Origin of the sequence: Brevundimonas aurifodinae, from assembly GCF_040195595.1 — a bacterium.
In the GTDB taxonomy this organism is placed as follows: domain Bacteria; phylum Pseudomonadota; class Alphaproteobacteria; order Caulobacterales; family Caulobacteraceae; genus Brevundimonas; species Brevundimonas aurifodinae.
Window position 1 is genome coordinate 193862 of sequence record NZ_JBEGDD010000006.1, and the last position, 22810, is coordinate 216671.

A 22810-nucleotide genomic window follows, 5' to 3' on the forward strand; every position below is an offset into this window, starting at 1 on the left:
CGTGATCTTGTGACCGGGGACGCGGAGGGCTACGGCTGGGGTTCAACCGCTTCCAGGGAGAGCGACATGGCCGATCTCAATCAGGTCACCGAACACATCCGCGGCGCCGTCGGCGACAACTCCGGTCTGGGCAAGACCGTGAAGCTGGACCTGGGCGACCACGGCAAGATCTACATCGACGGGGCCTCGGTGCCGAACACGGTGACCAACGAGGACAAGCCCGCCGACGCCACCGTGTCGATGGCCTGGGACGACTTCATGGCCCTGTCGAACGGCCAGCTCGATCCCATGATGGCCTTCATGCAGGGCAAGCTGAAGATCGCCGGCGACATGATGATCGCCCAGAAGCTGGCCCCGCTGCTGAAGCGGTAGACGCGCACGCAACCTCTCCCTCCCCCCGCGAGGGGAGGGCAGGCGGCGAAGCCGCCGGCGGGGGCGGCAAGGCAACAGACAGCCGATATTCGGTTTGCCTGACCGGGCCGTCCCCACCCGGTCTCCGCTTCGCTCCGACCACCCTCCCCGAACGGGGTGGGAGAAACCGAGAGCACGACATGCATTTCCAGCACTCCGACCGCGGTCTCCACTACCAGGAGCGCGTCGCCCGCTTCCTCGAGGACCGCGTCCTGCCGCGCGCGAAGGACTATTTCGCCGAGGTCCACACCGACCCGACCCGCCAGCCGCCGACCATGGAGGCGATGAAGGCCGAGGCGCGCGAGGCAGGTCTGTGGAACATGTTCCTGCCCGGCGATCACGGCACGGGCCTGACGAACCTGGAATATGCCCCGCTGGCCGAGGCCATGGGCAAGGCGGGGCTGTGGACGCCCGAGGTGTTCAACTGCAATGCCCCCGACACCGGCAATATGGAGGTCCTCCATATGTACGGGAACGCCGGGCAGCAGGACCGCTGGCTCAAGCCCCTGATGGCCGGCGAGATCCGTTCGGCCTTCCTGATGACCGAGCCCGAGGTCGCGTCCTCCGACGCCACCAACATCCAGACCTCGATCGTCCGCGACGGCGATCACTATGTCATCAACGGCCGCAAATGGTGGTCGACCAATATGGCGCATCCGAACGTCGCCATCGCCATCGTGATGGGCAAGACCGACACCGGCGCGGCCACCCACGCCCAGCAGTCCCAGGTCCTGGTTCCCACCGACACCCCCGGCTTCCGGGTCGAGCGGATGCTGACCGTGTTCGGCTATGATGAGAAACCGATCGGCCACGCCGAGGTGGTGCTCGACAACGTCCGCGTGCCTGCCGAGAACCTGATCGCCGGCGAGGGCAGGGGGTTCGAGATCGCGCAAGGCCGCCTCGGGCCCGGGCGCATCCACCACTGCATGCGCGTCATCGGTTGCGCCGAGCGCGCGCTGGAACTGATGTGCGAGCGGCTGCTCAACCGTACGGCCTTCAAGAAGCAGATCGCCGAGCATTCCGTCTGGGAACAGCGGGTGGCCGAAGCGCGCACCAACATCGAGATGTGCCGCCTGATGGTGCTGAAGGCCGCCTGGATGATCGATCAGGCCGGGGCCAAGAACGCCAAGTCCGAGATCGCCCAGATCAAGGTCGCCGCGCCCCGCATGGCGCTCCAGGTCATAGACGACGCCATCCAGGCCTTCGGCGGAGCGGGCGTTTCCGGCGACACGCCCCTGGCCGAGCTCTATGCCACGGTCCGCACCCTGCGCATCGCCGATGGCCCCGACGAGGTCCACAACCGCACCATCGCCCGGCTGGAATACGCCAGGCATGGAGGCCGCCCGGTGAAGTGACACCGGGTGTCAGCAACGTCGCAGGGGGCGCCGGTTTCGGCAACGAAACCAGAACGGGCGTGTTAGCGTAGTCCGCTACCAAGCGGGCCGACCCCCTGCCGTCACGGAGCCGACCTTGATGCAAGCGCCAGCGCGTCCCCTGGCGGTCGACGCCGACGACCTCGCCCGCTTCCGCGCCGTGCGCGCGGCCATGCCGGCCCTGGCCCAGGGCCTGTCGACCGAAGACCTCTCCGCTCAGGCCATGGCCGACGCCAGCCCGGGTAAATGGCATCTGGCCCATTCCAGCTGGTTCTTCGAGGCCATGATCCTGGCGACCCGGCCGGGCTATCATCCCGTGGACCCGCGCCTGCAGACCCTGTTCAACTCCTACTACGAAAGTCTCGGCCGCCGCGTCGAGCGGCACGAGCGCGGGCTGATGACCCGCCCCTCGGTAGAAGACGTTCTCGCCTACCGCGCCGAGATCGACCGCCGCATGGAGGGCCGCATCGCCGAGGGCTTCGAGGGCGACCTCGACGCCTATCTGTTCATCCTGGGCCTGCATCACGACCAGCAGCATCAGGAGCTGTTCCTGATGGACATCCTGGCCCTGATGGCCCGCTCACCCCTGGACCCCGCGGCCTATGCGACGGAGCCCCGGCCCGGCGGTCCGCCGCAGCCCGCGCGCGGCGGCGCGACGCGGTTCGAGGGCGGTCTGGTGGAGATCGGCCACCACGGCCCCGGCTTCGCCTTCGACAATGAGGGGCCCTGTCACAAGGTCTGGCTCGAACCCTTCAGCCTCGACCACGACCTGGTCACCAATGGTCAGTGGATCGATTTCATCCAGGACGGCGGCTATCGCCGTCCCGAGCTCTGGCTCGCCGACGGCTGGGCCACGGTCAAGGCCGAGGGTTGGGACGCGCCGCTCTACTGGCGCAATGACGACGGGGCCTGGACCACCCTGAGCCTGACGGGCCGCATCGCCGTCGACCCTGACGCCCCCGTCCGTCACATCAGCGCCTATGAGGCCGAGGCCTTCGCCGCCTGGTCCGGCCGTCGCCTCCCGACCGAGGCCGAGTGGGAGAGCGCCGTCGCCACCGCGCCGGACGTCTTCTCCAATCTGTTCAACGAGGTGTGGCAGCACACCTCATCCGCCTACGCGCCCTATCCGGGGTTCAGGCCGACCCAGGGCACGGCGTCGGAGTACAACGGCAAGTTCATGGCCAATCAGCGCGTCGTGCGCGGCGGCTGTTTCGCCACCCCGCCGGGCCACACGCGGCGCACCTATCGCAACTTCTTTTATCCGCATCAGAGGTGGGCCTTCATGGGCTTGAGACTGGCGTCCGACGCCGCTCCCGCCGACCGCCCACGCATCGAGGCGGTCGAGACCGCCCGCTTCCGCGCCGAACTGATCGCCGGGCTGTCGCGCCCGCAGAAGGCCGTCTCGCCCAAGTGGTTCTACGACGCCGCAGGCTCGGACCTGTTCGAGGACATCACCCGTCTGCCGGAATACTATCCGACGCGTCAGGAGGCGGCCCTTCTGCGCAGCCTGGCCCCCGCCCTGACCGATCGGTTCGGCGAGAACGCGGTCCTGGTCGAGTTTGGCTCGGGGGCCAGTGAGAAGACCCGCATCCTGCTCGACAGCGCCTCGACGCTCGCGGCCTATGTCCCCATCGACATCAGCCCCGACGCTCTGAACGTCGCCGCCGCCTCGATCGCCGAGGCCTATCCCCATCTGGAGGTCGCGCCGATGGTCGGCGACTTCCTCAACCTCGCGCCCCTGCCCGAACTGGGTCGCGGTCGCCGGATCGGCTTCTTCCCGGGATCGACGATCGGCAATCTGGAGCCGGATCAGGCCGTCGCCTTCCTGGCCAATGCCCGCGAGCGGCTGGGGCCGACCGCCCTGTTCATCCTCGGCGTCGATCTGGTCAAGGATCCGGCCATACTGGTCGCCGCCTATGACGACGCCAAGGGCGTGACGGCCGCCTTCAACCGCAACCTGCTGGTCCGCGCCAATCGCGAACTCGGCGCCGACTTCGACCTAGACGGCTTCGTCCACGAGGCCCGCTGGAACGCCGACCGGTCGCGCATGGAGATGCATCTGAAGGCGACGCGCGCGATGACCGTCCGGATCGGCGATCAAACCGTGTCCGTCGCGCCCGGCGAGACCATCCACACGGAGAGCTCGCGCAAGTTCACGCGAGGCTCCGTCGCCGCCATGGCCCAGGCCGCGGGCTGGCGCGTCGCCGACTTCCAGATCAGCCCCGAACCGTCCGTGGCGATCGCCGTGCTGGCATGAGTGACCCTCTCCCTATGGGAGAGGAGAAAAGAAAGGGCGGCCGGTGATCCACCGGCCGCCCTTCATTCAGCGAAGGTCTCGGACCCTATTCGGCCTGGCCCTCGACGTCGTTCGGACGACGCGTCCCGTGCGAGGCCTCGCCGCCCTTGCGGCCGGCCTGGGCGGCCAGGCTGCGATCCTGAGAGAAACTCCGCTTCTCGCTGGGCACGCTCGCGCCGCCCTTGCGGGCGATCTCGCGCTGGCGGGCGGGGTCCATCGACGCGAAGCCTCGCTTGGAGACTCCAGACGGACGGGTGGGTTGTCCTTCGGCCATCAGATGATCCCTTTACTGTCCTGGTGCTGGCGGTTGGATTTGAAACCCCGCCGTCCCGCCAAGGTTCCAAAGGTCCGCGATATCAACCGCGTGCGAATCAACTGGCGGCTTACTCCGTCCCCGGCCACTCGACCTGACCGTCATTGTCGCCCGGCTGGGGCGGGACCTCGTCGGGCGTGCCGGCGGGGTCGATCTCGGGCTGGGGCGGCACGGGATTCATCGGCGGGATTTCGGGTTGGGGGGTCGGGTCGGTCATGTCGGCTCTCCGGGTGAAACAGGGTCGCCCTTCCGGAACCGCCCTGAAGCCCCGGGGTTCATTCCGGCAGTACCAACGCGTCCCGGAGACCTCCCCATGACCGACCTCAATCCGACCCTGAACGCCGAAGACATCGTCGACGACATCGACACCGGCCGCGACGAGACCCTCGACGCCGAGGGCGACCGCTGGATGGTGGACGGCGAGCGCAGGGCCTTCGCCCGCGAGCAGGGCCTGCGCCAGGCGCTCCGCAGCGATCTCGACACCGGCCGCAGCTGGGCCCGCGACCGCGCCACCCTGGCCCGGGCCCGGATCGAGGAAGAGCCGATGAAGGCGACCCTCTACGCGCTCGGTGCCGGCGTCCTCATCGGCATTCTGCTGCGCCGCTGAGGTCAGGCGGGTCCGGACGCCGCCCGCGCGGGCGGCGTTCCGGCCACCGCCCGATCCGACACGAACGGATTGGTCCGCCGTTCTTCGCCGAAGGTCGAATGCGGCCCGTGCCCCGGCACGAAGGTCACGTCGCCTCCCAGCGGCCACAGCTTTTCGATCACCGATCGGATCAGCGCCTCAGGATCGCTCCTCGGGAAGTCGGTTCGCCCGACCGACCCTTTGAACAGCACATCACCGACCTGGGCGAACCGAGCCGCCTCGTTGAAGAAGATCACATGTCCCGGCGTGTGCCCTGGACAATGCCGCACCGCCCAGCGTGTCTCGCCCAGCGTCAGTTCGTCGCCTTCGTCCAGCCAGCGCGTCGGGTCGAATCCGCGGGCTTCCGGCAGGCCATACATCTGGCCTTGCGCCGCGATCCCGTCGATCCAGAACTGGTCGTCCGGATGTGGCCCGATGATCGGCGCGCCCGACTTCTCGGCCATCTCGGCGGCGCCGCCCGCGTGATCCAGATGCCCGTGGGTGATCCAGATCTGATCCAGCGTGAGCCCTCGCCGCGCCACCTCGCCCATGACCGCGTCGACCGACCCGCCCGGATCGATCACCGCCGCCTTCATCGTCTTGGTGCACCATACGGTCGTGCAGTTTTGCTGCAGAGGCGTGACCGGCGTCACGAACACGCCGACCGGGGAGGGGGACTGAGTCATGCGACGACCATAGCCTCTCCCTCCCCGGTGGGGGAGGGTGGTCGCGCAGCGACCGGGTGGGTGCGGCCCCGAGAGCCGGGAGGGGGGGATGCCGCCCCCGCGTTGACCTTTCGCCCGCCTCTCGACATAAGGGCGGGCTTCGAGGTGCCGCTCCGGATGGGGCGGCCTTTCTGCTTTCACATCCCCCGCGTGCGCCCGCCCTGTGGTGCCGCCCCAGAGCGTCAGATCCGTCCATGCAAGTCGTCCAGAAATCCACCGAAGGCCTCAGCCGCGTCATCGCCGTGACCATCCCGGCCGCCGAGCTGACCGCCAAGCTGGACGCCAAGGCCGCTGAGTTCGCTCCCAAGATGAAGCTCAAGGGCTTCCGCCCCGGCAAGGTGCCGGTCTCGCACGTCAAGAAGACCTTCGGCCGCGACATGATGGGCGAGATCGTCAACGACGCCATCAACGAGTCGAGCGCCAAGGCGCTGGACGAGGTCAAGGTCCGCCCGGCCGCCCCCGCCGAGATGAAGCTGACCTCGGACATGGACAAGGTCCTGGCCGGCTCCGACGACCTCGCCTACGAGATGGCGCTGGAGGTCATGCCCGACTTCGAGCCGGTCGATCCCAAGACGCTGAAGCTGGAACGCCCCGTCTACGAGGCCTCCGACGAGGACCTCGACGAGGCGCTGAAGGAGTTGGCCGGCCAGGCCAAGTCCTACGAGGACAAGAAGGGCAAGACCGTCAAGGCCGCCGACGGCGACCAGCTGACCATCGACTTCCTGGGCAAGCTGGACGGCGAGCCCTTCGAGGGCGGCGCCGCCGAGGACGCCGATCTGGTGATCGGCTCCAACCGCTTCATCCCCGGCTTTGAGGAGCAGCTCAAAGGCGCCAAGGTCGGCGAGGAGAAGACCATCGAGGTGACCTTCCCCGAGGACTATCAGGCCAGGAATCTGGCCGGGAAGCTGGCCACCTTCGACGTCAAGGTGAAGGCCATCAAGGCCGAGGCCGAGACCAAGATCGACGACGAGTTCGCCAAGCGCATCGGTCTGGAGAGCCTCGACAAGCTCAAGGACCTTCTGCGCCAGAACCTGAACCAGCAATACGCCGGCGCGGCCCGCTTCAAGCTCAAGCGCGCCCTGCTGGACGAACTCGACAAGAAGCACAGCTTCGACCTGCCGCCCAAGATGGTTGACGCCGAGTTCGACGGCATCTGGCAGCAGGTCCAGGCCGACAAGGAAGCCGGCAACCTGACGCCCGAGGACGCCAAGAAGTCCGAGAAGAAGCTCAAGGACGAATACCGCAAGATCGCCGAGCGCCGCGTGCGCCTGGGCCTGGTGCTCGCCGAGATCGGCCGCGCCAACAACGTCGGCGTGACAGATCAGGAGCTGAACAACGCCATCATGGCCGAGGCCCGCAACTATCCGGGCCAGGAACGCCAGGTGCTGGACTTCTACCGCCAGAACCCCAACGCCGCCGCCCAGATGCGCGCCCCGATCTATGAGGAAAAGGTCTGCGACCTGATCTTCGACCTGGCCAAGGTCAAGGACACGCCGATCTCCAAGGACGACCTGCTCAAGGACGAAGACGAGGGGTAGTCCGCACGCGGCTTTTCCCTCCCCCTCAGGGGAGGGTGGTCGGAGCGAAGCGGAGACCGGGTGGGGGCGGCATGGCGAGCCAAACTCCGGTCGCCGATGTCTTGCCTCGACCTCCCCACCCGGTCGCTTCGCGACCTGCCCTCCCACGAGGGGGAGGGAGAGATGCCTTGCACTCGCTCCCCACGATCGCGATATCAGGGGGACAAGGCGACCGGCCGAGTCGCCCGCCCTGCATCCAGCGAGACCTCATGCGCGATCCCATCGACTATATCTCGAACAACCTCGTCCCCATGGTGGTGGAGCAGTCCAGCCGGGGCGAGCGGGCCTTCGACATCTTCTCGCGCCTGCTGCGCGAGCGCATCATCTTCCTGACTGGTCCGTTCGAGGACGGCATGGCCAGCCTGATCTGCGCCCAGCTGCTGTTCCTGGAATCGGAGAATCCGAAGAAGGAAATCTCCATGTATATCAACAGCCCCGGCGGTCAGGTGACCTCGGCGCTCGCGATCTACGACACCATGCAGTACATCAAGTCGCCGGTCTCGACCGTGGTCATGGGCATGGCGGCCTCGGCCGGCTCCCTGATCCTGACGGCCGGCGAGGCGGGCCAGCGCATCGCTCTGCCGAACGCGCGCGTCATGGTCCACCAGCCCTCCGGCGGCTTCCGCGGCACGGCCTCGGATATCGAGCGTCACGCCGAGGACATCATCGCCACCAAGCGTCGGCTGAACGAGATCTACGTCCAGCACACCGGCCGCACCTATGAAGAGGTCGAGCGCACCCTGGACCGCGACCACTTCATGACGGCGGAAGAGGCCAAGGCCTGGGGCATCGTCGACCACGTCTACGACAAGCGCGAGCAGGCCGAAGGCGACGGCGTGAAAACGGTCTAGGTGCAGAGAACGCGCGACAATTCCGGCACCGTCGTCGTCGACGGCGAGACCTACGAGTGGGAAATCCGCCGCCAGCCCCGGCCGGTGGCGGACGGCAAGTGGGAGGGCATCGCCATCTCGCTGAGGCTCCAGGGCTATCAGCGCGAGGCGATCGTCCAGTTCCCCATGCCCATGCATCCCAGCGGCCGACCCGAGATGGAAAAGCAGCGCATCGACCTGGATGCCGTGACCACCTCGGTCACCTCGATCATCGAGGCGGGCTGGGACCCGACCTCGCGTGGCCGGGCCATGGTCTTCGACGTCGACGCCCAGGGTCGCTGACGGCCCTCTCCCTCCCCCTCAGGGGTGGGTCCTCGCGCAGCGAGGGGGTGGGGGCGGCCGGGCGACGTCAGGCAGAGCAGGGCAGATCCCACGGCGCGATGGCTCGGGCCGCCCCCACCCGGTCTCCGCTGTGCTTCGACCCCCCTCCCCGAACGGGGAGGGAGAGCCTCAGGGCCTTTCTCGAAACACCCTGAACCCAACCTCGTCGGCGATGGCCAGCATCTCCGTGTCGCCCGAGGTGTCGCCGTAGGCCGCCGCCAGCCGCAGGTCCGGCCCATAGGCGGCCCTCAGCCGGCGCACCTTCTCTTCGCCGCGACAATTGGGGCTCTCGAACGCGCCCGTGACCCGGTCGTCGGCGTCGAACGTCAGGTCGGTCCCCAGGAGCCCGTCGGCCCCCAGCCGTTTCGCGAACGGCGCGACCGTCAGGGCGGGGGATGCGGTGACGATCACCCGATGCGCGCCCCTCTGACCCCAGTCGTTCCAGACCTCCAGGGCGTCCGGCCGCATCAGCCTGCGCCAGGCCCGGGCCGCATAGGCCTCGGCGTCGGCCTCCAGTTCGGAGCGGCTGACGCCCTTCAGGAACTCCTTCACCGCCGCCGCCTTGATCGCCCCCCGGTCCCGGTCGCGGGCATAGGCCGCCGTCGCCGGGGCCAGCCGAACCAGCCCCATGGCCCAGCCCCGTCGCCCCGCGCGTTTTCTCAGGAAGGTCGTGAAGCTGTCCCGGACCGTCAGTGTCCCGTCGAAATCGAAGGCGACGATGGCCTGTCCGGGGGCGGGGGGCTGGCGAACGCCCGGTGTGGCCCCCATGTCACCCATTCGCCGCAATCCCCGCCCAGCCTGAACCGATCCCCGGCGAACCATCCCCGTCTAAGCCGATATGCCCCCCTCTGGCGGGGTTGTGGCGGGCCTCGGGATGGGTGATTGTCATTTTTTGAATATCTTCGCGTCCATAGTGGTGGAATCAACGCGAGGCCAGCGCGTTCCCTCCCCGGGATGCGAGAGTGAGAAGGGTCCATGACCAAAGCCGCCGGCACTGACGCCAAGTCGACGCTCTACTGCAGCTTCTGCGGCAAGAGCCAGCATGAGGTGCGCAAGCTCATCGCCGGACCGACCGTGTTCATCTGCGATGAATGCGTCGAGCTGTGCATGGACATCATCCGCGAAGAGCACAAGATCGGCTTCGTCAAATCCAAGGACGGGGTCCCGACGCCCAAGGAAATCCGCGAAGTCCTCGATGACTATGTGATCGGTCAGAGCCACGCCAAGAAGGTGCTGAGCGTCGCCGTCCACAACCACTACAAGCGCCTGAATCACGCGACCAAGAACAACGACGTCGAGCTGGCCAAGTCCAACATCATGCTGATCGGGCCCACGGGCTCGGGCAAGACGCTGCTGGCCCAGACCCTGGCGCGCATCATCGACGTGCCCTTCACCATGGCCGACGCCACGACCCTGACCGAGGCCGGTTATGTGGGCGAGGACGTCGAGAACATCATCCTCAAGCTGCTCCAGGCGTCCGACTACAACGTCGAGCGGGCCCAGCGCGGCATCGTCTACATCGACGAGATCGACAAGATCTCGCGCAAGTCCGACAACCCATCGATCACCCGCGACGTCAGCGGTGAGGGCGTGCAGCAGGCCCTTCTGAAGATCATGGAGGGCACCGTCGCCTCCGTGCCGCCTCAGGGTGGACGCAAGCACCCCCAGCAGGAGTTCCTGCAGGTCGACACCGCCAACATCCTGTTCATCGTCGGCGGCGCCTTCGCCGGCCTGGAAAAGGTCATCTCCGCGCGCGGTGCCGGGGCCTCGATCGGCTTCGGGGCCAAGGTCAAGGACGTGGACGAGCGCCGCACCGGCGACATCCTGAAGGGCGTCGAGCCCGACGACCTGATGCGCTTCGGCCTGATCCCCGAGTTCATCGGCCGCCTGCCCGTTCTGGCGACGCTGGAAGATCTGGACGAGGCCGCTCTGGTCACCATCCTGACCGAGCCCAAGAACGCCCTGGTCAAACAGTACAAGCGCCTGTTCGAGATGGAGAACGTCGGCCTGACCTTCACCGACGACGCGCTCAACGCGGTCGCCAAGAAGGCCATCACGCGCAAGACCGGCGCGCGTGGCTTGCGCTCGATCCTGGAGGGCATCCTGCTCGAGACCATGTTCGAACTCCCGACCTTCGACGGCGTCGAGGAAGTGGTCGTCAACGCCGAGGTCATCGAGGGCCGCGCCCAGCCCCTGCTGATCTACGCCGAAAAGAAAAAGGCCGACGGCGCGGCTTAAAGAGCCCCTCTCCCAGAGGGAGAGGTAGATTGTTCAATCATCCGCGCTCGCCCGGATTCCCCCAACGAATCCAACGCCCGCCGAGTTCGAAGCCCCGCGAACGCGCCCGCATTGACGTGCATGCTACCCTCCCCCTCGGTTCCGTCGCCTGGGAAGGGCGCAAGGCCTTGCGAGCTTGTCGCGGCGGAAGCGGTTGGAGCGGGGGCTCTTGAAGTCCAACGACCGGAGGCCGTGAAGAGCGGTCATCCGGCGTCCCGGGCCGAAGGAGTGGTTCGCGCGATCTTCGGATCGCGCGGCGAAAAGGCGGCGAGCAGAAGACTCGCCGCGTTCAGGGGATCGGCTCTCGCAAGGACGCCGACCCTCCCGCCGGAGGCTGAGGTAACGGCAAGGCTCTAACAGAGCCGTTGGTCCTGTGCGTTGCTTCGAGCATGGCAGGCCGTCCGCTTCCGTTCAGACCAGCCGCGCGGAGCAGATGACGCGAAGCCGAAACTAAACACCACACGGTCTCCGGGCCTCGCGCCCGCCGCTCCGCCCGCCCTTCCCACCCGTTCACAGCGGAAGAGCGATGACGCATGGCCGTCGTCGGGCCTCAGCCGAATCGGGCTTGAAGATCGACGCTGGACTGGACCCCGACCTCGGCGAGGCAATGGGACAGCCAGTCGTCCGCCGCCGCCCGCCCGCGCGCCTTGAGGTCGTTGAGGAAGGACCATTCGGTGTTGAACTTGGACCCCAGCGACAGGTCGCCCAGCCAGCTGTCCGCCTCGATCGCGTGCATCAGGACGTTGCGGTACCGGTCCTGGGCCGAGGACGTCAGACGGCCCTGTTCGATCAGCTCCTGCACGAAGGCCACGGCCCGAAGCTCGGCCACCAGAGGCGCGTTGAACACCACCTCGTTCAGCCGGTCGACGATATCCCCCGCCGCCTTTGGCGTGTCGGCCCGCTCGAAGGCGTTCAGCGTGACCAGAAGCACGTCGTTCGGCGTGTCTTCGTAGAACAGCGGCCACAGCGGCGGATTGGCCAGATAGCCGCCGTCCCAATAGGGCTCGCCCTCGATCTCCACCGCCTGGAACAGGTGTGGCAGGCAGGCCGAGGCCAGCAGGACCTGATCGGTGATCTCGCCGGAGCGGAACACCCGCGACCTGGCGTGTCTGACGGCGGTCGCGGCGACGAACAGCTTCACCTCGGAGTTCCGCACCGCCTCGAAATCGATCGAGGCGTCCAGCACCCGCTTCAGAGGATTGAGGTTGAACGGATTGAATTCATAGGGCGACATCGACAGGGCGAGGGTCTCGCCCGCCCGCCAGAAGGCCGAGTCCTTCAGCCAGCCGGGCGTCAGGGCGTTCGACCAGATGGAGCTGTCGCCGAACACGTTCTTGCCGCCGGACTGGTTGGTCTCGCGCCACAGCCTGTCCAGCGCCGCCCGGGCACCGTCCGTCCCGCCGGTCGCCAGCCCCGAGACCAGAGCCGCGCCGTTCATCGCCCCGGCCGACGAAGCCGTGACGGCCCGAATGTCCAGCACGTCAGCCTCCAGCAGACGATCCAGCACGCCCCACTGGAAGGCCCCGTGCGCCCCGCCGCCCTGGAGTGCCAGGCAGATCGGTCGCCGCGCCGGCCCGGCCACGACCGGCTGGGCCGCTTCGGCTCGCGTCTTTCGCTTGAACAGCGCCATGCCCGCCCCCCGGCGTCGTCGTTCGCCCTATTGCGCGGTCCAGCCGCCGTCGATCGAGAAGCTGGCCCCGTTGGCCGAGGCACCCAGGTCCGAGATCAGATACAGGAAGATGCCCGCCAGCTGATCGGTCGTGACGAACTGCTTGGTCGGCTGCGCCTCCAGGATCACGTCCGTCACGACCTTCTCCTTGGAAATGCCGCGCGTCCGCGCCTGATCGGCGATCTGCTGGGCGACCAGGGGCGTCTCGACGAAGCCGGGGCAGATCGCGTTGCAGGTGATGCCGTCGCGCGCGACCTCCAGGGCCACGGTCTTGGTGAAGCCGATCACCCCGTGTTTGGCGGCGACATAGGCGGACTTGAACGGGCTGGCGACCAGGCCATGCGCCGAGGCGATGTTGACGATCCGGCCGCGCCCCTGGGCCTTCATGATCGGGATGGCGGCCCGGGTCGCATAGAAGGTCGAGGACAGGTTGATCGCGATGATCTGTTCCCACTTCTCCGAAGGGAACTTCTCCACCGCCTCGACGTGCTGCACGCCGGCGTTGTTCACCAGGATGTCCAGCCGACCCAGCTGATGCTTGGCATAGGCGACCATGTCGGCCACCTCGTCGCCCTTCAGCATGTTGGCGGCGTGATAGCGGACCCGCACGCCGCAGCTGGCTTCCATCTCCGCCCGCGTCCGCTCGATCTCGGAGGGATCGCCCAGCCCGTTCAGCACCACATCGCCGCCGCGAGACGCCACCGCCCGGGCCAGCGCCAGGCCGATGCCAGACGTCGAGCCCGAGATGACCGCGACCTGGCCACGCAGATCTTCGGGGTTGCGATAGACGGGGCGTTCGGTCTCGCCGCCGTCCTTCTTTCCGGGCCACTGGAACATGAGGCTGTCGTCCGTTCTCGTTTCTTGCCGCCGTCCGCGGACGTCGGGGTCAGGGTTCGGAGGACACTAACCGTTCGCGCCTGCGAAGGCGACAGGTCAGGACGCCCGGATGAAGGCCCAGTCCAGCTCCGTCGAGGCGGCCTTGTCGAAGGCATAGCCGTCGCGGTCGAAGGCCTTCAGGTCGGCGACGCGCTCGACGCGCTCCTCGACGGCGAAACGCGCCATGGTGCCCCGCGCCTTCTTGGCGAAGAAGGAGACGATGCGGCTCTCGCCGTCCTTGGCCTCACGGAAGTGGCACGTCACGACCGGAATCTTCAGCGCCTTGGCGTCGACCGCGCCGAAATACTCCTGACTGGCCAGGTTCACCAGGGTCGGATCGGCGTGACCCTCGGCGTCCGCGTTCAGCTGCTTCGACAGCCGATCGCCCCAGAAGTCGTACAGGCTGGACCCGCGTCGCGTCTTCAGCCGCGTTCCCATTTCCAGCCGATAGGGCTGGATCCGGTCCAGCGGCCGCAGCAGGCCATACAGACCCGACAGGATCCGAATCCTGTCCTGGGCGAAGGCCAGGGCCTCGGCGTCGAGGGACCGCGCGTCCAGTCCCTGATAGACGTCGCCGGCGAAGGCGAAGGCGGCGGGCGTTCCGTCCTGCGATTCGGGATCGAAGGCCTGGAAGCGCTCGCGATTCAGCCGGGCCAGATCGTCCGAAATCCCCATCAGCCGACGCAGGTCCGCCTTGGTCTGGCGCCGAGCCGTTTTCGCCAGGCTGGCCGTATCTTCGGCCAGGCGCGGCAGGGTCGGCTCCACAGCGACCGGAGCTTCGGAGAAATCCAGCCGCTTGGCCGGGGACAGGACGATCAGCAAGGCGGGAGGCTCCGTTCGTTCGGCGGGCGGTTTAGGCGCGTTCGGCGACGGTTTGAAGCGGGGCGCGACGATCTAGAACAGGACGGCCGGGTTCATGATCCGCTTCGGGTCGATCGCCAGCCGGACGGCCTGCATGGTCGAGACTTCCAGCGCGGACTTGTACCGGCGGGCCTCGGCGGTCTTCAGCCGGCCCAGACCGTGCTCGGCGGAGATCGAGCCGTCGTATTTCGCGACGATGTCGTGAACGACCTCGGACCCCGCCTGCCAGCGGCCGAGGAAGGCCGTCAGGTCGCCGCCGGGGGGGCACAGGATGTCGTAGTGCATGTTGCCGTCGCCGACGTGGCCGAAGGCGCTGACCCGCGCCCCGGGCTCGAACCGTTCGACGGCGGCGGTGGCTTCCTCCAGGAAGTCGGCGATCTGGCTGACGGGGACGGAGACGTCGTGCTTCCAGCCGCCGCCCTCGGGCTTCTGGGCGGCGGACTGTTCCTCGCGCAGCTTCCAGAAATCTCGGACCTGGGTCTCGTTCTGGGCGATGGCGGCGTCGACGATCAGGCCCCGGTCGAACGCGGCCTCCAGGATGCGCTCCATCCCGGCCTCGGCCGCGCCGGGCTCTCCCGACGTCAGTTCGATCAGGACATACCAGGGCTGGACGCTATCCAGGGGCTCGCGCACCCCGGGAACGTGGCGCAGCGCGAACTCGACGCCGATCCGCTTCATCAGTTCGAAGGCCTCGACCCCGCCGCCGGTCTCGGCCTTGGCGGTGGCCAGCAGTTCGATTGCGGCGTGGGCGGTCTCCAGGCCGACGACCGCCGTCGCCCGGCTACGCAGGATCGGAAACAGCTTCAGCGTCGCGGCGGTAACGACGCCCAGGGTGCCTTCGGCCCCGATCAGCAACTGCTTCAGGTCATAGCCGGTGTTGTCCTTCCTCAGCCGCTTCAGGCCGTTGAACATCTGCCCGTCCGGCATGACGGCCTCGATGCCGAGGACGAGATCGCGCATCATGCCGTAGCGCAGAACCGCGGTGCCGCCCGCGTTGGTCGAGATCACCCCGCCGATCGTGGCCGTGCCCTCGGCCGCCAGGCTGAGCGGGAAGAACCGACCCGCCGCCGTCGCCGCCTGCTGCGCCTCCAGCAGGGTGACGCCCGCCTCGACCGTCATGGCGTCGTCCAGTGGGGTCACGTCACGAACCGCGCGCAGCCGCCGCGTCGACAGCAGCACCTCGCCATAGGGAATCTGCCCGCCCACCAGCCCGGTATCGCCGCCCTGAGGGACGATGGCCACGCCGTGCCGCGCGCAGATTTCCACCGCACGCGCGACTTCCTCGGTCGATCCCGGTTTGAGCATCAGCGGCGTGTGCCCCTGCCACTTGTTGCGCCATTCGGTCAGCCAGGGCGCGATCTCCTGCGCGTCCTCGGTCCAGCCGGAGGGACCGAGCGCGGCTTTGAGTTCGGCGATGGCGGCGGGGGGAGGGGAGGCCATGCCTCGTTGTCTCAAAGCGTCGCCGCCAGCGCCAGTGCAAACCGTCTAGGCTGTTCCACATGTCCGAGTCGCTTCCCCCTCCGATCCCCGCCGTCGGCGTCGTCTGTCTGCGCGGCGACGAGGTCCTGCTGATCCGGCGTGGCACACCGCCCCGGGTCGGCGAGTGGAGCCTGCCCGGTGGGCGGATCGAGCCGGGCGAGACGGTGCGAGACGCCGCCCTGCGGGAACTGCGCGAGGAGACCGGGATAGAGGCGCGGCTGATCGGGTTGATCGATGTGGTGGACGGAATCTTTCCCGAGGCCGGTCGCCACTATCTGCTGATCGACTTCATGGCCGAGTGGACTGGCGGCGAGCCCGTCGCCGGTGACGATGCTGTGGAAGCCCGCTTCTTTCCTCGGGCCGAAGCCGGACAGAGGGTGGCGTGGAGCGAGACCCGGCGAATCATCCAGGCGGCCCTGACGATGCGCGACGCGGCGTCTGCGTCGGGCTGAGCCCTGTCAGCAATCGTATGGCCGCGGTCGTCCGGTTTCGGTGGCGTGGCGCCGGGCGTCCGGCTAGCCTGAGCTCAGGAGGACTTCATGACCTATTTCGTGCTGGCGCTGGTCGTCTTCGCCGCCGTGTTCCTGTTCAGCCTGGTCAAGATCGTGCCTCAGGGGCGCGAGCTGACGGTGGAGCGGTTCGGCAAATACACCAAGACCCTGAAGCCCGGGATCAGCATCCTGGTGCCCTTCGTCGAGCGCATCGGCCGACGCATGAACATGATGGAACAGGTGCTGGACGTTCCCCAGCAGGAGGTCATCACCAAGGACAACGCCATGGTGAAGGTCGACGCCATCGTCTTCATCCAGGTGATGGACGCGCCGAGCGCCGCCTATCGGGTCGAGAACCTGCCCTATGCGATCACCCAGCTGTGCTCGACCAACCTGCGGACCGTCGTCGGTTCGATGGACCTGGACGAGGTCCTGTTCCAGCGCGACAACATCAACTCGCGCCTCTTGACCGTCATCGACGCGGCGACGGAGCCGTGGGGCGTCAAGGTCAACCGGATCGAGATCAAGGACCTGACGCCGCCGGTCGACATCACCAACGCCATGGCCCGTCAGATGAAGGCCGAGCGTGAACGGCGCGCCGTGATCACCGAGGCCGAGGGCGAGAAACAGGCCGCCATCGCGCGGGCCGAGGGGGCCAAGCAGGCCGCGATCCTCCAGGCCGAGGGCCGAAAGGAAGCCGCCTTCCGCGACGCCGAGGCCCGCGAGCGGGAAGCCGAGGCCGAGGCCAAGGCCACCGCCATGGTGTCCGAGGCGATCGCCCGGGGCGACGTCAACGCCATCAACTACTTCGTGGCCCAGCGCTACGTCGACGCCTTCGCCGAGCTGGCCCGGAACCCGACGGCCAAGACGGTGATCGTGCCCGCAGAGATGAGCGGCCTGGTCGGCACCATCGCCGGCATCGGCGAATTGGTCGGCCTCGCCCGCGAGCAGCAGGGGCCCACCCGAGCGGCACCGCCGCCTCCGCCCCGTGCCGCGCGCGGCGGCAGCGTTCCCCCCACGACCTGACCGGAGACGACGGCGATGGATGCGGTGATCGAGGTTTACAACAGCCAGCCCTTCTGGATCTGGCTGGCCATCGGCGTGCTGCTGCTGGCCGTCGAGGCGGCGGCCTCGACCGAGTGGCTGCTTTGGCCGGCGGTCGCCGCCGGTGTGGTCGCCGTGCTGACCGCCCTGGGGCTTCAGATCGGGTTCGCCGGCGAGGTCGGACTGTTCGCGGCTCTGACGGTCGTGGCGACCCTGTTCTCGCGACGGCTGATCCAGCGAGTCAACCCGGGTGATCGGCCTGACATCAACGACCGCGACGCGCGTCTGATCGGGCAGAGGGCGCGCGTGGTCTCGCCCTTCGTCGACGGGCGCGGGCGGGTCTTCGTCTCGGGCGCCGAATGGGCCGCCGAGATCGACGGGCAGGGCCCGCCGGTCGGCGACAGCGTGATCGTCGAGGCCAGTCGCGGCGGCGACCTGAAGGTGCGCGCGGTCTAGGGTCTGATCCGGAAAAGTGTGAGCGGTTTTCCGGTCGGATCAGACCCCAGAAAGCTGCTGGACCTTGTTTCACGGCATCGGCGGAATCGCGAAGCGATTCCTCCTCAGCCGATCAGGCCTTGGTCTTCGCCGCCCGCATCTCCTCGATGCCGCGATTGGCGAGTTGGTCGGCGCGTTCGTTCAGTTCGTGGCCCGCGTGGCCCTTGACCCAGTGCCACTTGACCTCGTGACGCGCGCGGGCGGTGTCGAGCCGTTTCCACAGGTCGTCATTCTTGACCGGCTTCTTGTCCGCAGTCTTCCAGCCGCGCGCCTTCCAGCCGTGGATCCAGCCGGTGATGCCGTCCATCACATATTTGCTGTCGGTGTGCAGATCGACCTTGCAGGGCCGTGTCAGCGCCTCCAGCGCCATGATCGCGGCGGTCAGTTCCATCCGGTTGTTGGTCGTCAGGGGCTCGCCGCCCGACATCTCCTTGGCCCGGTCCCCGAACTGCAGGATCGCGCCCCAGCCGCCGGGGCCGGGATTGCCCTTGCAGGCACCGTCGGTGTGGATGATGACATGACTCATTCACGCGGCCTTACAGCTTCCCTTGGCGCGTCGCCATCCGGTGGCCTATATGCAGCGTATGTTCGATCCGGGCCGAGACTGGTCCGTCTGAGGAGAGTACGCCGTGGGCGCTATGAGCATCTGGCACTGGGCCATCGTCATCGTCGTCGTGGCGCTGCTGTTCGGCGGGCGGGGCAAGCTGTCTGGCCTGATGGGCGACGCCGCCAAGGGCATCAAGGCCTTCCGCGAAGGCCTGAAGGACGACGACAAGTCGGGCCCCACGGAGGGCGTGTCCAGCCTGCCGCGCACCGACGCGGAAAAGGAAGAGCTGAAGCGCTGAACCCGCTGGCGGAAAGAGCCTGACGCATGGGCGGCCTCGGCCCCGGGATCGGGGGCCTCGAATATCTCGTGATCGCCGCCGTCGCCCTGATCGTCGTCGGGCCCGAGCGGCTGCCCGTCATGCTGCGCCAACTCGGCAAGTGGGTCGCCAAGATGCGCGGCATGGCCAGTGAGTTCCGCGCCAGCTTCGACGAAATGGCCCGCCAGTCCGAACTCGATGAGCTGAGGAAGGAGGTAGAGGCTTTGAGGACCGGACAGGGTGCCGTCGGCCAAGGCATGGTCCGGCTGGGGGCCGAGGCCGATGCCGCCTTCAAGGACATCAAGTCTGAACTCGACAAGCCGGCCCTCCCGGGGCCCCCGCCGCCGATCGCGTTGAACCAGCCCGAGTTTCCCGAGCCGGTCATGACCCCACTCCCATCGACAGAGGCCGAGGTGGCGTCGGCCGCTGTGGCTGACGCCAGCCCGCCCAAGCGCGCCGCGAAGCCCCGCGCCGGCAAGATCGCGACGTCCGCGTCACCGCCCGTGCCTGGCAAGGCCCGAAAGCCCGCTTCCGCCAAGACGTCGCCCGCCACTCCCGCGCGGAAGCCGCGCAATCCGCGCACGCCGAAGACCGAAACGTGACCGACCACGACGAAGCCGAGATCGAGGCGTCGCGGGCGCCGCTGATGGATCATCTGATCGAGCTGCGCGGCCGGCTGATCTGGTGCGTGGCCGCGTTCGCTGTCGCCTTCATCGTGTGTTTTTTCTTTGCCGGCCCGATCTATGTCTTCCTGGTCAAGCCGTTCGCGGCGGCCAGCGCGCTTTATGCCGGAAGCGATGGGCACAATGTGTCGCCGATCCTGCTGATCCAGGTGACGGCGGGGCTCGCTCCGATGCCGCCCACCACGGCCGAGGCGGCCCAGCTGATCTATACGGCGCCGCTCGAGATCCTGTTCACCAAGATGAAGCTCGCGGGCTTCGGCGCGGTCTTCCTGGCGTTTCCGGTGCTGGCGTTCCAGCTCTGGCGGTTCGTGGCCCCCGGCCTTTACCGGAACGAGAAGGGTGCCTTCCTGCCCTTCCTGATCGCCTCGCCGATGCTGTTCATCCTGGGCGCCGCCCTGGTCTACTTCATCATGTTGCCGTTCGTGATGTGGTTCTCGCTGAGCCAGCAGATCAGCTCCGAGACCGTCGCGGTCGCCCTGCTGCCCAAGGTGTCGGAGTATCTGAACCTGGTCACGGCACTGATCCTGGCGTTCGGCCTGTGCTTCCAGCTGCCAGTGGTGATGACGCTGCTGGGCCTGGCGGGGCTGATCTCGTCCAAGCTGATGAGCGAGGGTCGCCGCTATGCCATCGTTGCTGTCGTGGTGCTGGCCGCCATCGTGACGCCGCCCGATCCGATCAGCCAGCTGATGCTCGCGATCCCGCTGGTCATTCTCTATGAGATCTCGATCTGGTGCGTCCGCGTGATCGAGCTGCGCCGGACGCGCGAGGACGAGGCCGGCGGCGTGGCCGCCTAGGTGTTCAGTCCCGACGGAGCAGCAGGACGATTTGTTCCGTCGTCAAGGCCTCGCGCGTGTAGGCGGTCAGCAGTTCCGCCGGTGGCTCGCGGTCGACGCGATCAACCTGGCGGCGGAGGGCGGTGAAGCCCGGGGCATGCAGCCGGGCGTCGAAATCCAGCGCGGTGAACCGGTTCAGCCGCAGGAACAGCTTCCAGTGCAGCTCGCGTTGCCGCTCGTTCAGGGACGAAGCCTCAAGGTCCTCCCGGACTTCGCTGAGCTCGCGGGTCAGATGCTGCCAGTCGGTGTAGCCAAGGGCCCAGAGGTGCGAGCCTTCCGGGCTGAAGAACAGGGGCGATACCTGCATGAACAGCAGCCCGCCAGGCTTCAGACGGGTCTTCAGTCCTGCCACGACCGCGTCGAACTGGTTGCGCTGGACGTGTTCGAACACCGACCAGCTGACGATCAGATCGAAGTCGTCCTCATCTCCAACCTCGCCAAGGGGCACCGTGCGGAAGGACAGGTTGGCGGGCGGGATGAGGCCGAGAGGCTTGAGCACCGCCGGCAGGCCATCGGGCTGGTCGGTGACCTCCAGACCGACGACGCTCGCCGTGGGCTCGGCATAGGCCAGACCCGCCGCAAGCTCGCCGAGGCCGCAGCCGAAATCCATGATCCTGCGACCGGCCAGGCCACCGTGCGGCTCGGCCCAGTCGGCGATGATGGCGGGCAGGATCAGCAGCTTCTGCCGCAGGTCCGGCGACGCGGTCTCGGCCAAGGATCGGAAACGGTCGGCGTCCATCCGTCCTAGCTGCCGGACGGCCGCCCAAAAGGAAAGGGCCGGGCGTCGTCGCCCGGCCCTTCCAGCTCATCTGCCGTCGGATCAGCAGCTATAGTACATGTCGAACTCGACCGGGTGGGGGTGCAGCTGCAGTCGCATCACCTCTTCCATCTTCAGCTCGATGTAGCTGTCGATGAAGTCGTCATCCATGACGCCGCCCTTCTTGAGGAAGGCGCGGTCCTTGTCGAGGCTCTCGAGCGCCTCTTTCAGGCTGCCGCAGACCTCGGGGATCGAGCCGCGTTCTTCTGGCGGCAGGTCATAGAGGTTCTTGTCGGCCGGCGCGCCCGGATCGATGCGGTTCTCAATGCCGTCCAGGCCCGCCATCAGCAGGGCGACGAACGTCAGATAGGGGTTGCCCATCGGATCGGGGAAGCGCGCCTCGATACGCTTGGCCTTGGGCGAGGACACCCACGGAATCCGGATCGAGGCCGAGCGGTTGCGCGACGAATAGGCCAGTTTGACCGGGGCTTCGTAGCCGGGGACCAGACGCTTGTAGGAGTTGGTGGTCGAGTTGGCGAAGGCGTTGATGGCCTTGGCGTGCTTGATGATGCCGCCGATGTACCAGAGGCAATAGTCTGAGAGGCCAGCATACTTGTCGCCCGCGAACAGGGGCTTGCCGTCGCGCCAGATCGACTGGTGGACGTGCATGCCCGAGCCGTTGTCGGCGTACATGGGCTTGGCCATGAAGGTCGCCGTCTTGCCGTAGGCCGCCGCGACGTTGTGGATGACGTACTTATAGAGCTGCAGCCGGTCGGCCATGGTCAGCAGGTCGGAGAACTTCAGACCCAGCTCGTGCTGGGCCGGGGCGACCTCGTGGTGGTGCTTCTCGGGCTGGAGGCCCAGGTCGCGCATGACGCCCAGCATTTCGCCGCGCAGGTCCTGGCCGCTGTCGACCGGGTTGACGGGGAAATAGCCGCCCTTGGGCCCCGGGCGGTGGCCCATGTTGCCCTCGGTGTATTCCGCGCCCGTGTTGGCCGGCAGTTCGGTCGAGTCATAGGCGTAGCCGGTGTCGTGCGGCTGGGTCGACCAGCGCACGTCGTCGAAGATGAAGAACTCGGCTTCCGGGCCGAAATAGACCGCGTCGCCCACGCCCGAGGACTGGACATAGGCCAGGGCCTTCTTGGCCATCGAGCGGCTGTCGCGGTTGTAGGGCTCGCCCGTGTCCGGGTTCATGACGTCGCAGAACAGGAACATCGTGGTCTGCTGGTAGAAGGGGTCGATATAGGCCGTGGTCAGGTCGGGCTTGAGCAGCATGTCCGACTCGTTGATCGCCTTCCAGCCGGCGATCGAGGAGCCGTCGAACATCGTGCCTTCTTCGAGGAACTCCTCGTCGATCAGGTCGATGTCGAAGGTGACGTGCTGCAGCTTGCCGCGCGTGTCGGTGAACCGGACATCGACGTATTTCACGTCCTTGTCCTTGATCTCTTGCAGGATTTTCTTGGCGCTCATGAGTTCGATGATCCTTTTCGCGTTTCTTCTGGGGAGGAAGCTTTACTGAAGTGGGCCAGCCCTAGACGGCCTGGGCACCGGTCTCGCCGGTGCGGATGCGGATGACGTCGGCGATGTCGGAGACGAAGATCTTGCCGTCACCGATCTTGCCGGTGCGGGCGGCGGTCTGGATCGCCTCGACAACGGCCGGAGCCAGGTCGTCGGCGACCACGACCTCGATCTTGATCTTGGGCAGGAAGTCGATGACGTATTCGGCGCCGCGATACAGTTCGGAGTGGCCCTTCTGGCGGCCGTATCCCTTGGCCTCGAGCACCGTCATGCCCTGGACGCCGATGTCCTGGAGGGCTTCCTTCACGTCGTCCAGCTTGAACGGCTTGATGACGGCTTCGATCTTCTTCATGGGCGACCCCGAGGCGGCGCGAACCCGGCCGTTCTCGGGCCGGACGCTCGGGAACCAAAGGGACACCGCATCGCACAATAA

26 protein-coding genes are annotated in these 22810 nt (G+C 67.4%); 14 read left to right on the top strand and 12 right to left on the bottom strand.

The features are described from left to right. Positions 1 to 66: 66 nt before the first annotated feature. The 3 genes from ABN401_RS09120 (at position 67) to egtB (ending at position 4041) form a co-directional block, all read left to right on the top strand. Positions 67 to 372 carry an SCP2 sterol-binding domain-containing protein gene (locus ABN401_RS09120; protein ID WP_349684525.1) on the top strand — a complete coding sequence of 102 codons (306 nt, stop codon included), beginning with the start codon at positions 67 to 69 and terminating at the stop codon, positions 370 to 372. A 179-nt stretch (positions 373 to 551) separates the two neighbouring features. Continuing rightward, positions 552 to 1766 (top strand): acyl-CoA dehydrogenase family protein, encoded by a 1215-nt coding sequence (locus ABN401_RS09125; protein WP_349684526.1) that lies wholly within the window; start codon positions 552 to 554, stop codon positions 1764 to 1766. 118 nt (positions 1767 to 1884) lie between these two features. Then, complete coding sequence (gene egtB / locus ABN401_RS09130; RefSeq protein WP_349684527.1) at positions 1885 to 4041, top strand: ergothioneine biosynthesis protein EgtB; 2157 nt, start codon at positions 1885 to 1887, stop codon at positions 4039 to 4041. An 85-nt stretch (positions 4042 to 4126) separates the two neighbouring features. Here egtB and ABN401_RS09135 read toward each other — a convergent pair whose 3' ends face one another. Together ABN401_RS09135 and ABN401_RS09140 are read right to left on the bottom strand one after the other, a co-directional pair. Continuing rightward, entirely contained in the window at positions 4127 to 4354 is a 228-nt protein-coding gene (locus ABN401_RS09135) for a con-10 family general stress protein (RefSeq protein ID WP_349684528.1), read from the bottom strand. 109 nt (positions 4355 to 4463) lie between these two features. After that, positions 4464 to 4610 (bottom strand): hypothetical protein, encoded by a 147-nt coding sequence (locus ABN401_RS09140; RefSeq protein WP_349684529.1) that lies wholly within the window; start codon positions 4608 to 4610, stop codon positions 4464 to 4466. A gap of 96 nt (positions 4611 to 4706) precedes the next feature. Here ABN401_RS09140 and ABN401_RS09145 point away from each other — a divergent pair, with 96 nt between their 5' ends. Then, complete coding sequence (locus ABN401_RS09145; RefSeq protein ID WP_349684530.1) at positions 4707 to 5000, top strand: hypothetical protein; 294 nt, start codon at positions 4707 to 4709, stop codon at positions 4998 to 5000. A gap of 2 nt (positions 5001 to 5002) precedes the next feature. Here the strand turns inward: ABN401_RS09145 and ABN401_RS09150 are convergent, their stop codons facing one another. After that, positions 5003 to 5704 carry an MBL fold metallo-hydrolase gene (locus ABN401_RS09150; RefSeq protein ID WP_349684531.1) on the bottom strand — a complete coding sequence of 234 codons (702 nt, stop codon included), beginning with the start codon at positions 5702 to 5704 and terminating at the stop codon, positions 5003 to 5005. Between the two features lie 233 nt (positions 5705 to 5937). Between ABN401_RS09150 and tig the strand changes: the two genes are divergently transcribed. The 3 genes from tig to ABN401_RS09165 all read left to right on the top strand — a co-directional run bounded on the left by tig (position 5938) and on the right by ABN401_RS09165 (position 8492). Next, positions 5938 to 7281, top strand: coding sequence for a trigger factor (tig, locus tag ABN401_RS09155; protein WP_349684532.1), 1344 nt, complete (start codon positions 5938 to 5940; stop codon positions 7279 to 7281). A gap of 248 nt (positions 7282 to 7529) precedes the next feature. Then, positions 7530 to 8171, top strand: a complete 642-nt coding sequence (locus ABN401_RS09160) for an ATP-dependent Clp protease proteolytic subunit (protein WP_349684533.1) — start codon at positions 7530 to 7532, stop codon at positions 8169 to 8171. Then, complete coding sequence (locus ABN401_RS09165; protein WP_349684534.1) at positions 8172 to 8492, top strand: hypothetical protein; 321 nt, start codon at positions 8172 to 8174, stop codon at positions 8490 to 8492. It begins immediately after the preceding gene. Between the two features lie 168 nt (positions 8493 to 8660). On the opposite strand, the gene ABN401_RS09170 is transcribed toward ABN401_RS09165, so the two are convergent. Continuing rightward, the gene (locus ABN401_RS09170; protein WP_349684535.1) at positions 8661 to 9308 is read right to left on the bottom strand and encodes an HAD-IB family hydrolase; all 648 of its coding nucleotides are present in this window, start codon (positions 9306 to 9308) and stop codon (positions 8661 to 8663) included. Between the two features lie 198 nt (positions 9309 to 9506). On the opposite strand from ABN401_RS09170, the gene clpX reads away from it, so the two are divergent. Next, entirely contained in the window at positions 9507 to 10769 is a 1263-nt protein-coding gene (gene clpX / locus ABN401_RS09175) for an ATP-dependent Clp protease ATP-binding subunit ClpX (RefSeq protein WP_349684536.1), read from the top strand. Between the two features lie 589 nt (positions 10770 to 11358). Here clpX and ABN401_RS09180 read toward each other — a convergent pair. The 4 genes from ABN401_RS09180 to ABN401_RS09195 form a co-directional block, all read right to left on the bottom strand. Continuing rightward, entirely contained in the window at positions 11359 to 12438 is a 1080-nt protein-coding gene (locus ABN401_RS09180) for a patatin-like phospholipase family protein (RefSeq protein ID WP_349684537.1), read from the bottom strand. 27 nt (positions 12439 to 12465) lie between these two features. Beyond that, complete coding sequence (locus ABN401_RS09185) at positions 12466 to 13314, bottom strand: 3-hydroxybutyrate dehydrogenase (RefSeq protein WP_349684538.1); 849 nt, start codon at positions 13312 to 13314, stop codon at positions 12466 to 12468. Between the two features lie 96 nt (positions 13315 to 13410). Beyond that, positions 13411 to 14175 carry a peroxide stress protein YaaA gene (gene yaaA / locus ABN401_RS09190; protein ID WP_349684539.1) on the bottom strand — a complete coding sequence of 255 codons (765 nt, stop codon included), beginning with the start codon at positions 14173 to 14175 and terminating at the stop codon, positions 13411 to 13413. Positions 14176 to 14247: 72 nt separating this feature from the next. Beyond that, positions 14248 to 15654: an FAD-binding oxidoreductase gene (locus ABN401_RS09195; protein ID WP_349684540.1), complete on the bottom strand. Its 1407-nt coding sequence runs from the start codon at positions 15652 to 15654 to the stop codon at positions 14248 to 14250. 59 nt (positions 15655 to 15713) lie between these two features. On the opposite strand from ABN401_RS09195, the gene ABN401_RS09200 reads away from it, so the two are divergent. From ABN401_RS09200 to ABN401_RS09210, 3 genes are all read left to right on the top strand, one after another. After that, on the top strand, positions 15714 to 16145 hold the full coding sequence (locus tag ABN401_RS09200) for an NUDIX hydrolase (protein WP_349684541.1): 432 nt from the start codon (positions 15714 to 15716) through the stop codon (positions 16143 to 16145). A gap of 87 nt (positions 16146 to 16232) precedes the next feature. After that, positions 16233 to 17210: an SPFH domain-containing protein gene (locus ABN401_RS09205; protein ID WP_349684542.1), complete on the top strand. Its 978-nt coding sequence runs from the start codon at positions 16233 to 16235 to the stop codon at positions 17208 to 17210. 15 nt (positions 17211 to 17225) lie between these two features. Further along, positions 17226 to 17684: an NfeD family protein gene (locus ABN401_RS09210; RefSeq protein ID WP_349684543.1), complete on the top strand. Its 459-nt coding sequence runs from the start codon at positions 17226 to 17228 to the stop codon at positions 17682 to 17684. Positions 17685 to 17796: 112 nt separating this feature from the next. Here ABN401_RS09210 and rnhA read toward each other — a convergent pair whose 3' ends face one another. Continuing rightward, a complete protein-coding gene (gene rnhA, locus ABN401_RS09215; RefSeq protein ID WP_349684544.1) occupies positions 17797 to 18249 on the bottom strand; it encodes a ribonuclease HI in 453 nt (150 codons plus the stop codon). A 103-nt stretch (positions 18250 to 18352) separates the two neighbouring features. Here rnhA and ABN401_RS09220 point away from each other — a divergent pair, with 103 nt between their 5' ends. The 3 genes from ABN401_RS09220 to tatC are packed head-to-tail and all read left to right on the top strand — an operon-like array spanning position 18353 to position 20063. After that, the gene (locus ABN401_RS09220; RefSeq protein WP_349684545.1) at positions 18353 to 18568 is read left to right on the top strand and encodes a twin-arginine translocase TatA/TatE family subunit; all 216 of its coding nucleotides are present in this window, start codon (positions 18353 to 18355) and stop codon (positions 18566 to 18568) included. Between the two features lie 26 nt (positions 18569 to 18594). Further along, the gene (gene tatB, locus ABN401_RS09225) at positions 18595 to 19188 is read left to right on the top strand and encodes a Sec-independent protein translocase protein TatB (RefSeq protein WP_349684546.1); all 594 of its coding nucleotides are present in this window, start codon (positions 18595 to 18597) and stop codon (positions 19186 to 19188) included. A gap of 44 nt (positions 19189 to 19232) precedes the next feature. After that, positions 19233 to 20063: a twin-arginine translocase subunit TatC gene (tatC, locus tag ABN401_RS09230; RefSeq protein ID WP_349684594.1), complete on the top strand. Its 831-nt coding sequence runs from the start codon at positions 19233 to 19235 to the stop codon at positions 20061 to 20063. A 4-nt stretch (positions 20064 to 20067) separates the two neighbouring features. On the opposite strand, the gene ABN401_RS09235 is transcribed toward tatC, so the two are convergent. From ABN401_RS09235 to ABN401_RS09245, 3 genes are all read right to left on the bottom strand, one after another. Beyond that, positions 20068 to 20841 (bottom strand): class I SAM-dependent methyltransferase, encoded by a 774-nt coding sequence (locus tag ABN401_RS09235; RefSeq protein ID WP_349684547.1) that lies wholly within the window; start codon positions 20839 to 20841, stop codon positions 20068 to 20070. Positions 20842 to 20922: 81 nt separating this feature from the next. After that, positions 20923 to 22329 (bottom strand): type I glutamate--ammonia ligase, encoded by a 1407-nt coding sequence (gene glnA / locus ABN401_RS09240; RefSeq protein WP_349684548.1) that lies wholly within the window; start codon positions 22327 to 22329, stop codon positions 20923 to 20925. Between the two features lie 61 nt (positions 22330 to 22390). Then, positions 22391 to 22729: a P-II family nitrogen regulator gene (locus tag ABN401_RS09245; protein ID WP_349684549.1), complete on the bottom strand. Its 339-nt coding sequence runs from the start codon at positions 22727 to 22729 to the stop codon at positions 22391 to 22393. Between the last annotated feature and the right edge of the window lie 81 nt (positions 22730 to 22810).

Bases quoted from the DNA above. Each gene is read 5' to 3' on its own strand.
- ABN401_RS09120 (WP_349684525.1), top strand. From the start codon at position 67: ATGGCCGATCTCAATCAGGTCACCGAACACATCCGCGGCGCCGTCGGC.
- ABN401_RS09125 (WP_349684526.1), top strand. From the start codon at position 552: ATGCATTTCCAGCACTCCGACCGCGGTCTCCACTACCAGGAGCGCGTC.
- egtB (WP_349684527.1), top strand. From the start codon at position 1,885: ATGCAAGCGCCAGCGCGTCCCCTGGCGGTCGACGCCGACGACCTCGCC.
- ABN401_RS09135 (WP_349684528.1), bottom strand. From the start codon at position 4,354: ATGGCCGAAGGACAACCCACCCGTCCGTCTGGAGTCTCCAAGCGAGGC.
- ABN401_RS09140 (WP_349684529.1), bottom strand. From the start codon at position 4,610: ATGACCGACCCGACCCCCCAACCCGAAATCCCGCCGATGAATCCCGTG.
- ABN401_RS09145 (WP_349684530.1), top strand. From the start codon at position 4,707: ATGACCGACCTCAATCCGACCCTGAACGCCGAAGACATCGTCGACGAC.
- ABN401_RS09150 (WP_349684531.1), bottom strand. From the start codon at position 5,704: ATGACTCAGTCCCCCTCCCCGGTCGGCGTGTTCGTGACGCCGGTCACG.
- tig (WP_349684532.1), top strand. From the start codon at position 5,938: ATGCAAGTCGTCCAGAAATCCACCGAAGGCCTCAGCCGCGTCATCGCC.
- ABN401_RS09160 (WP_349684533.1), top strand. From the start codon at position 7,530: ATGCGCGATCCCATCGACTATATCTCGAACAACCTCGTCCCCATGGTG.
- ABN401_RS09170 (WP_349684535.1), bottom strand. From the start codon at position 9,308: ATGGGTGACATGGGGGCCACACCGGGCGTTCGCCAGCCCCCCGCCCCC.
- clpX (WP_349684536.1), top strand. From the start codon at position 9,507: ATGACCAAAGCCGCCGGCACTGACGCCAAGTCGACGCTCTACTGCAGC.
- ABN401_RS09180 (WP_349684537.1), bottom strand. From the start codon at position 12,438: ATGGCGCTGTTCAAGCGAAAGACGCGAGCCGAAGCGGCCCAGCCGGTC.
- ABN401_RS09185 (WP_349684538.1), bottom strand. From the start codon at position 13,314: ATGTTCCAGTGGCCCGGAAAGAAGGACGGCGGCGAGACCGAACGCCCC.
- ABN401_RS09195 (WP_349684540.1), bottom strand. From the start codon at position 15,654: ATGGCCTCCCCTCCCCCCGCCGCCATCGCCGAACTCAAAGCCGCGCTC.
- ABN401_RS09200 (WP_349684541.1), top strand. From the start codon at position 15,714: ATGTCCGAGTCGCTTCCCCCTCCGATCCCCGCCGTCGGCGTCGTCTGT.
- ABN401_RS09205 (WP_349684542.1), top strand. From the start codon at position 16,233: ATGACCTATTTCGTGCTGGCGCTGGTCGTCTTCGCCGCCGTGTTCCTG.
- ABN401_RS09210 (WP_349684543.1), top strand. From the start codon at position 17,226: ATGGATGCGGTGATCGAGGTTTACAACAGCCAGCCCTTCTGGATCTGG.
- rnhA (WP_349684544.1), bottom strand. From the start codon at position 18,249: ATGAGTCATGTCATCATCCACACCGACGGTGCCTGCAAGGGCAATCCC.
- tatB (WP_349684546.1), top strand. From the start codon at position 18,595: ATGGGCGGCCTCGGCCCCGGGATCGGGGGCCTCGAATATCTCGTGATC.
- tatC (WP_349684594.1), top strand. From the start codon at position 19,233: ATGGATCATCTGATCGAGCTGCGCGGCCGGCTGATCTGGTGCGTGGCC.
- ABN401_RS09235 (WP_349684547.1), bottom strand. From the start codon at position 20,841: ATGGACGCCGACCGTTTCCGATCCTTGGCCGAGACCGCGTCGCCGGAC.
- glnA (WP_349684548.1), bottom strand. From the start codon at position 22,329: ATGAGCGCCAAGAAAATCCTGCAAGAGATCAAGGACAAGGACGTGAAA.
- ABN401_RS09245 (WP_349684549.1), bottom strand. From the start codon at position 22,729: ATGAAGAAGATCGAAGCCGTCATCAAGCCGTTCAAGCTGGACGACGTG.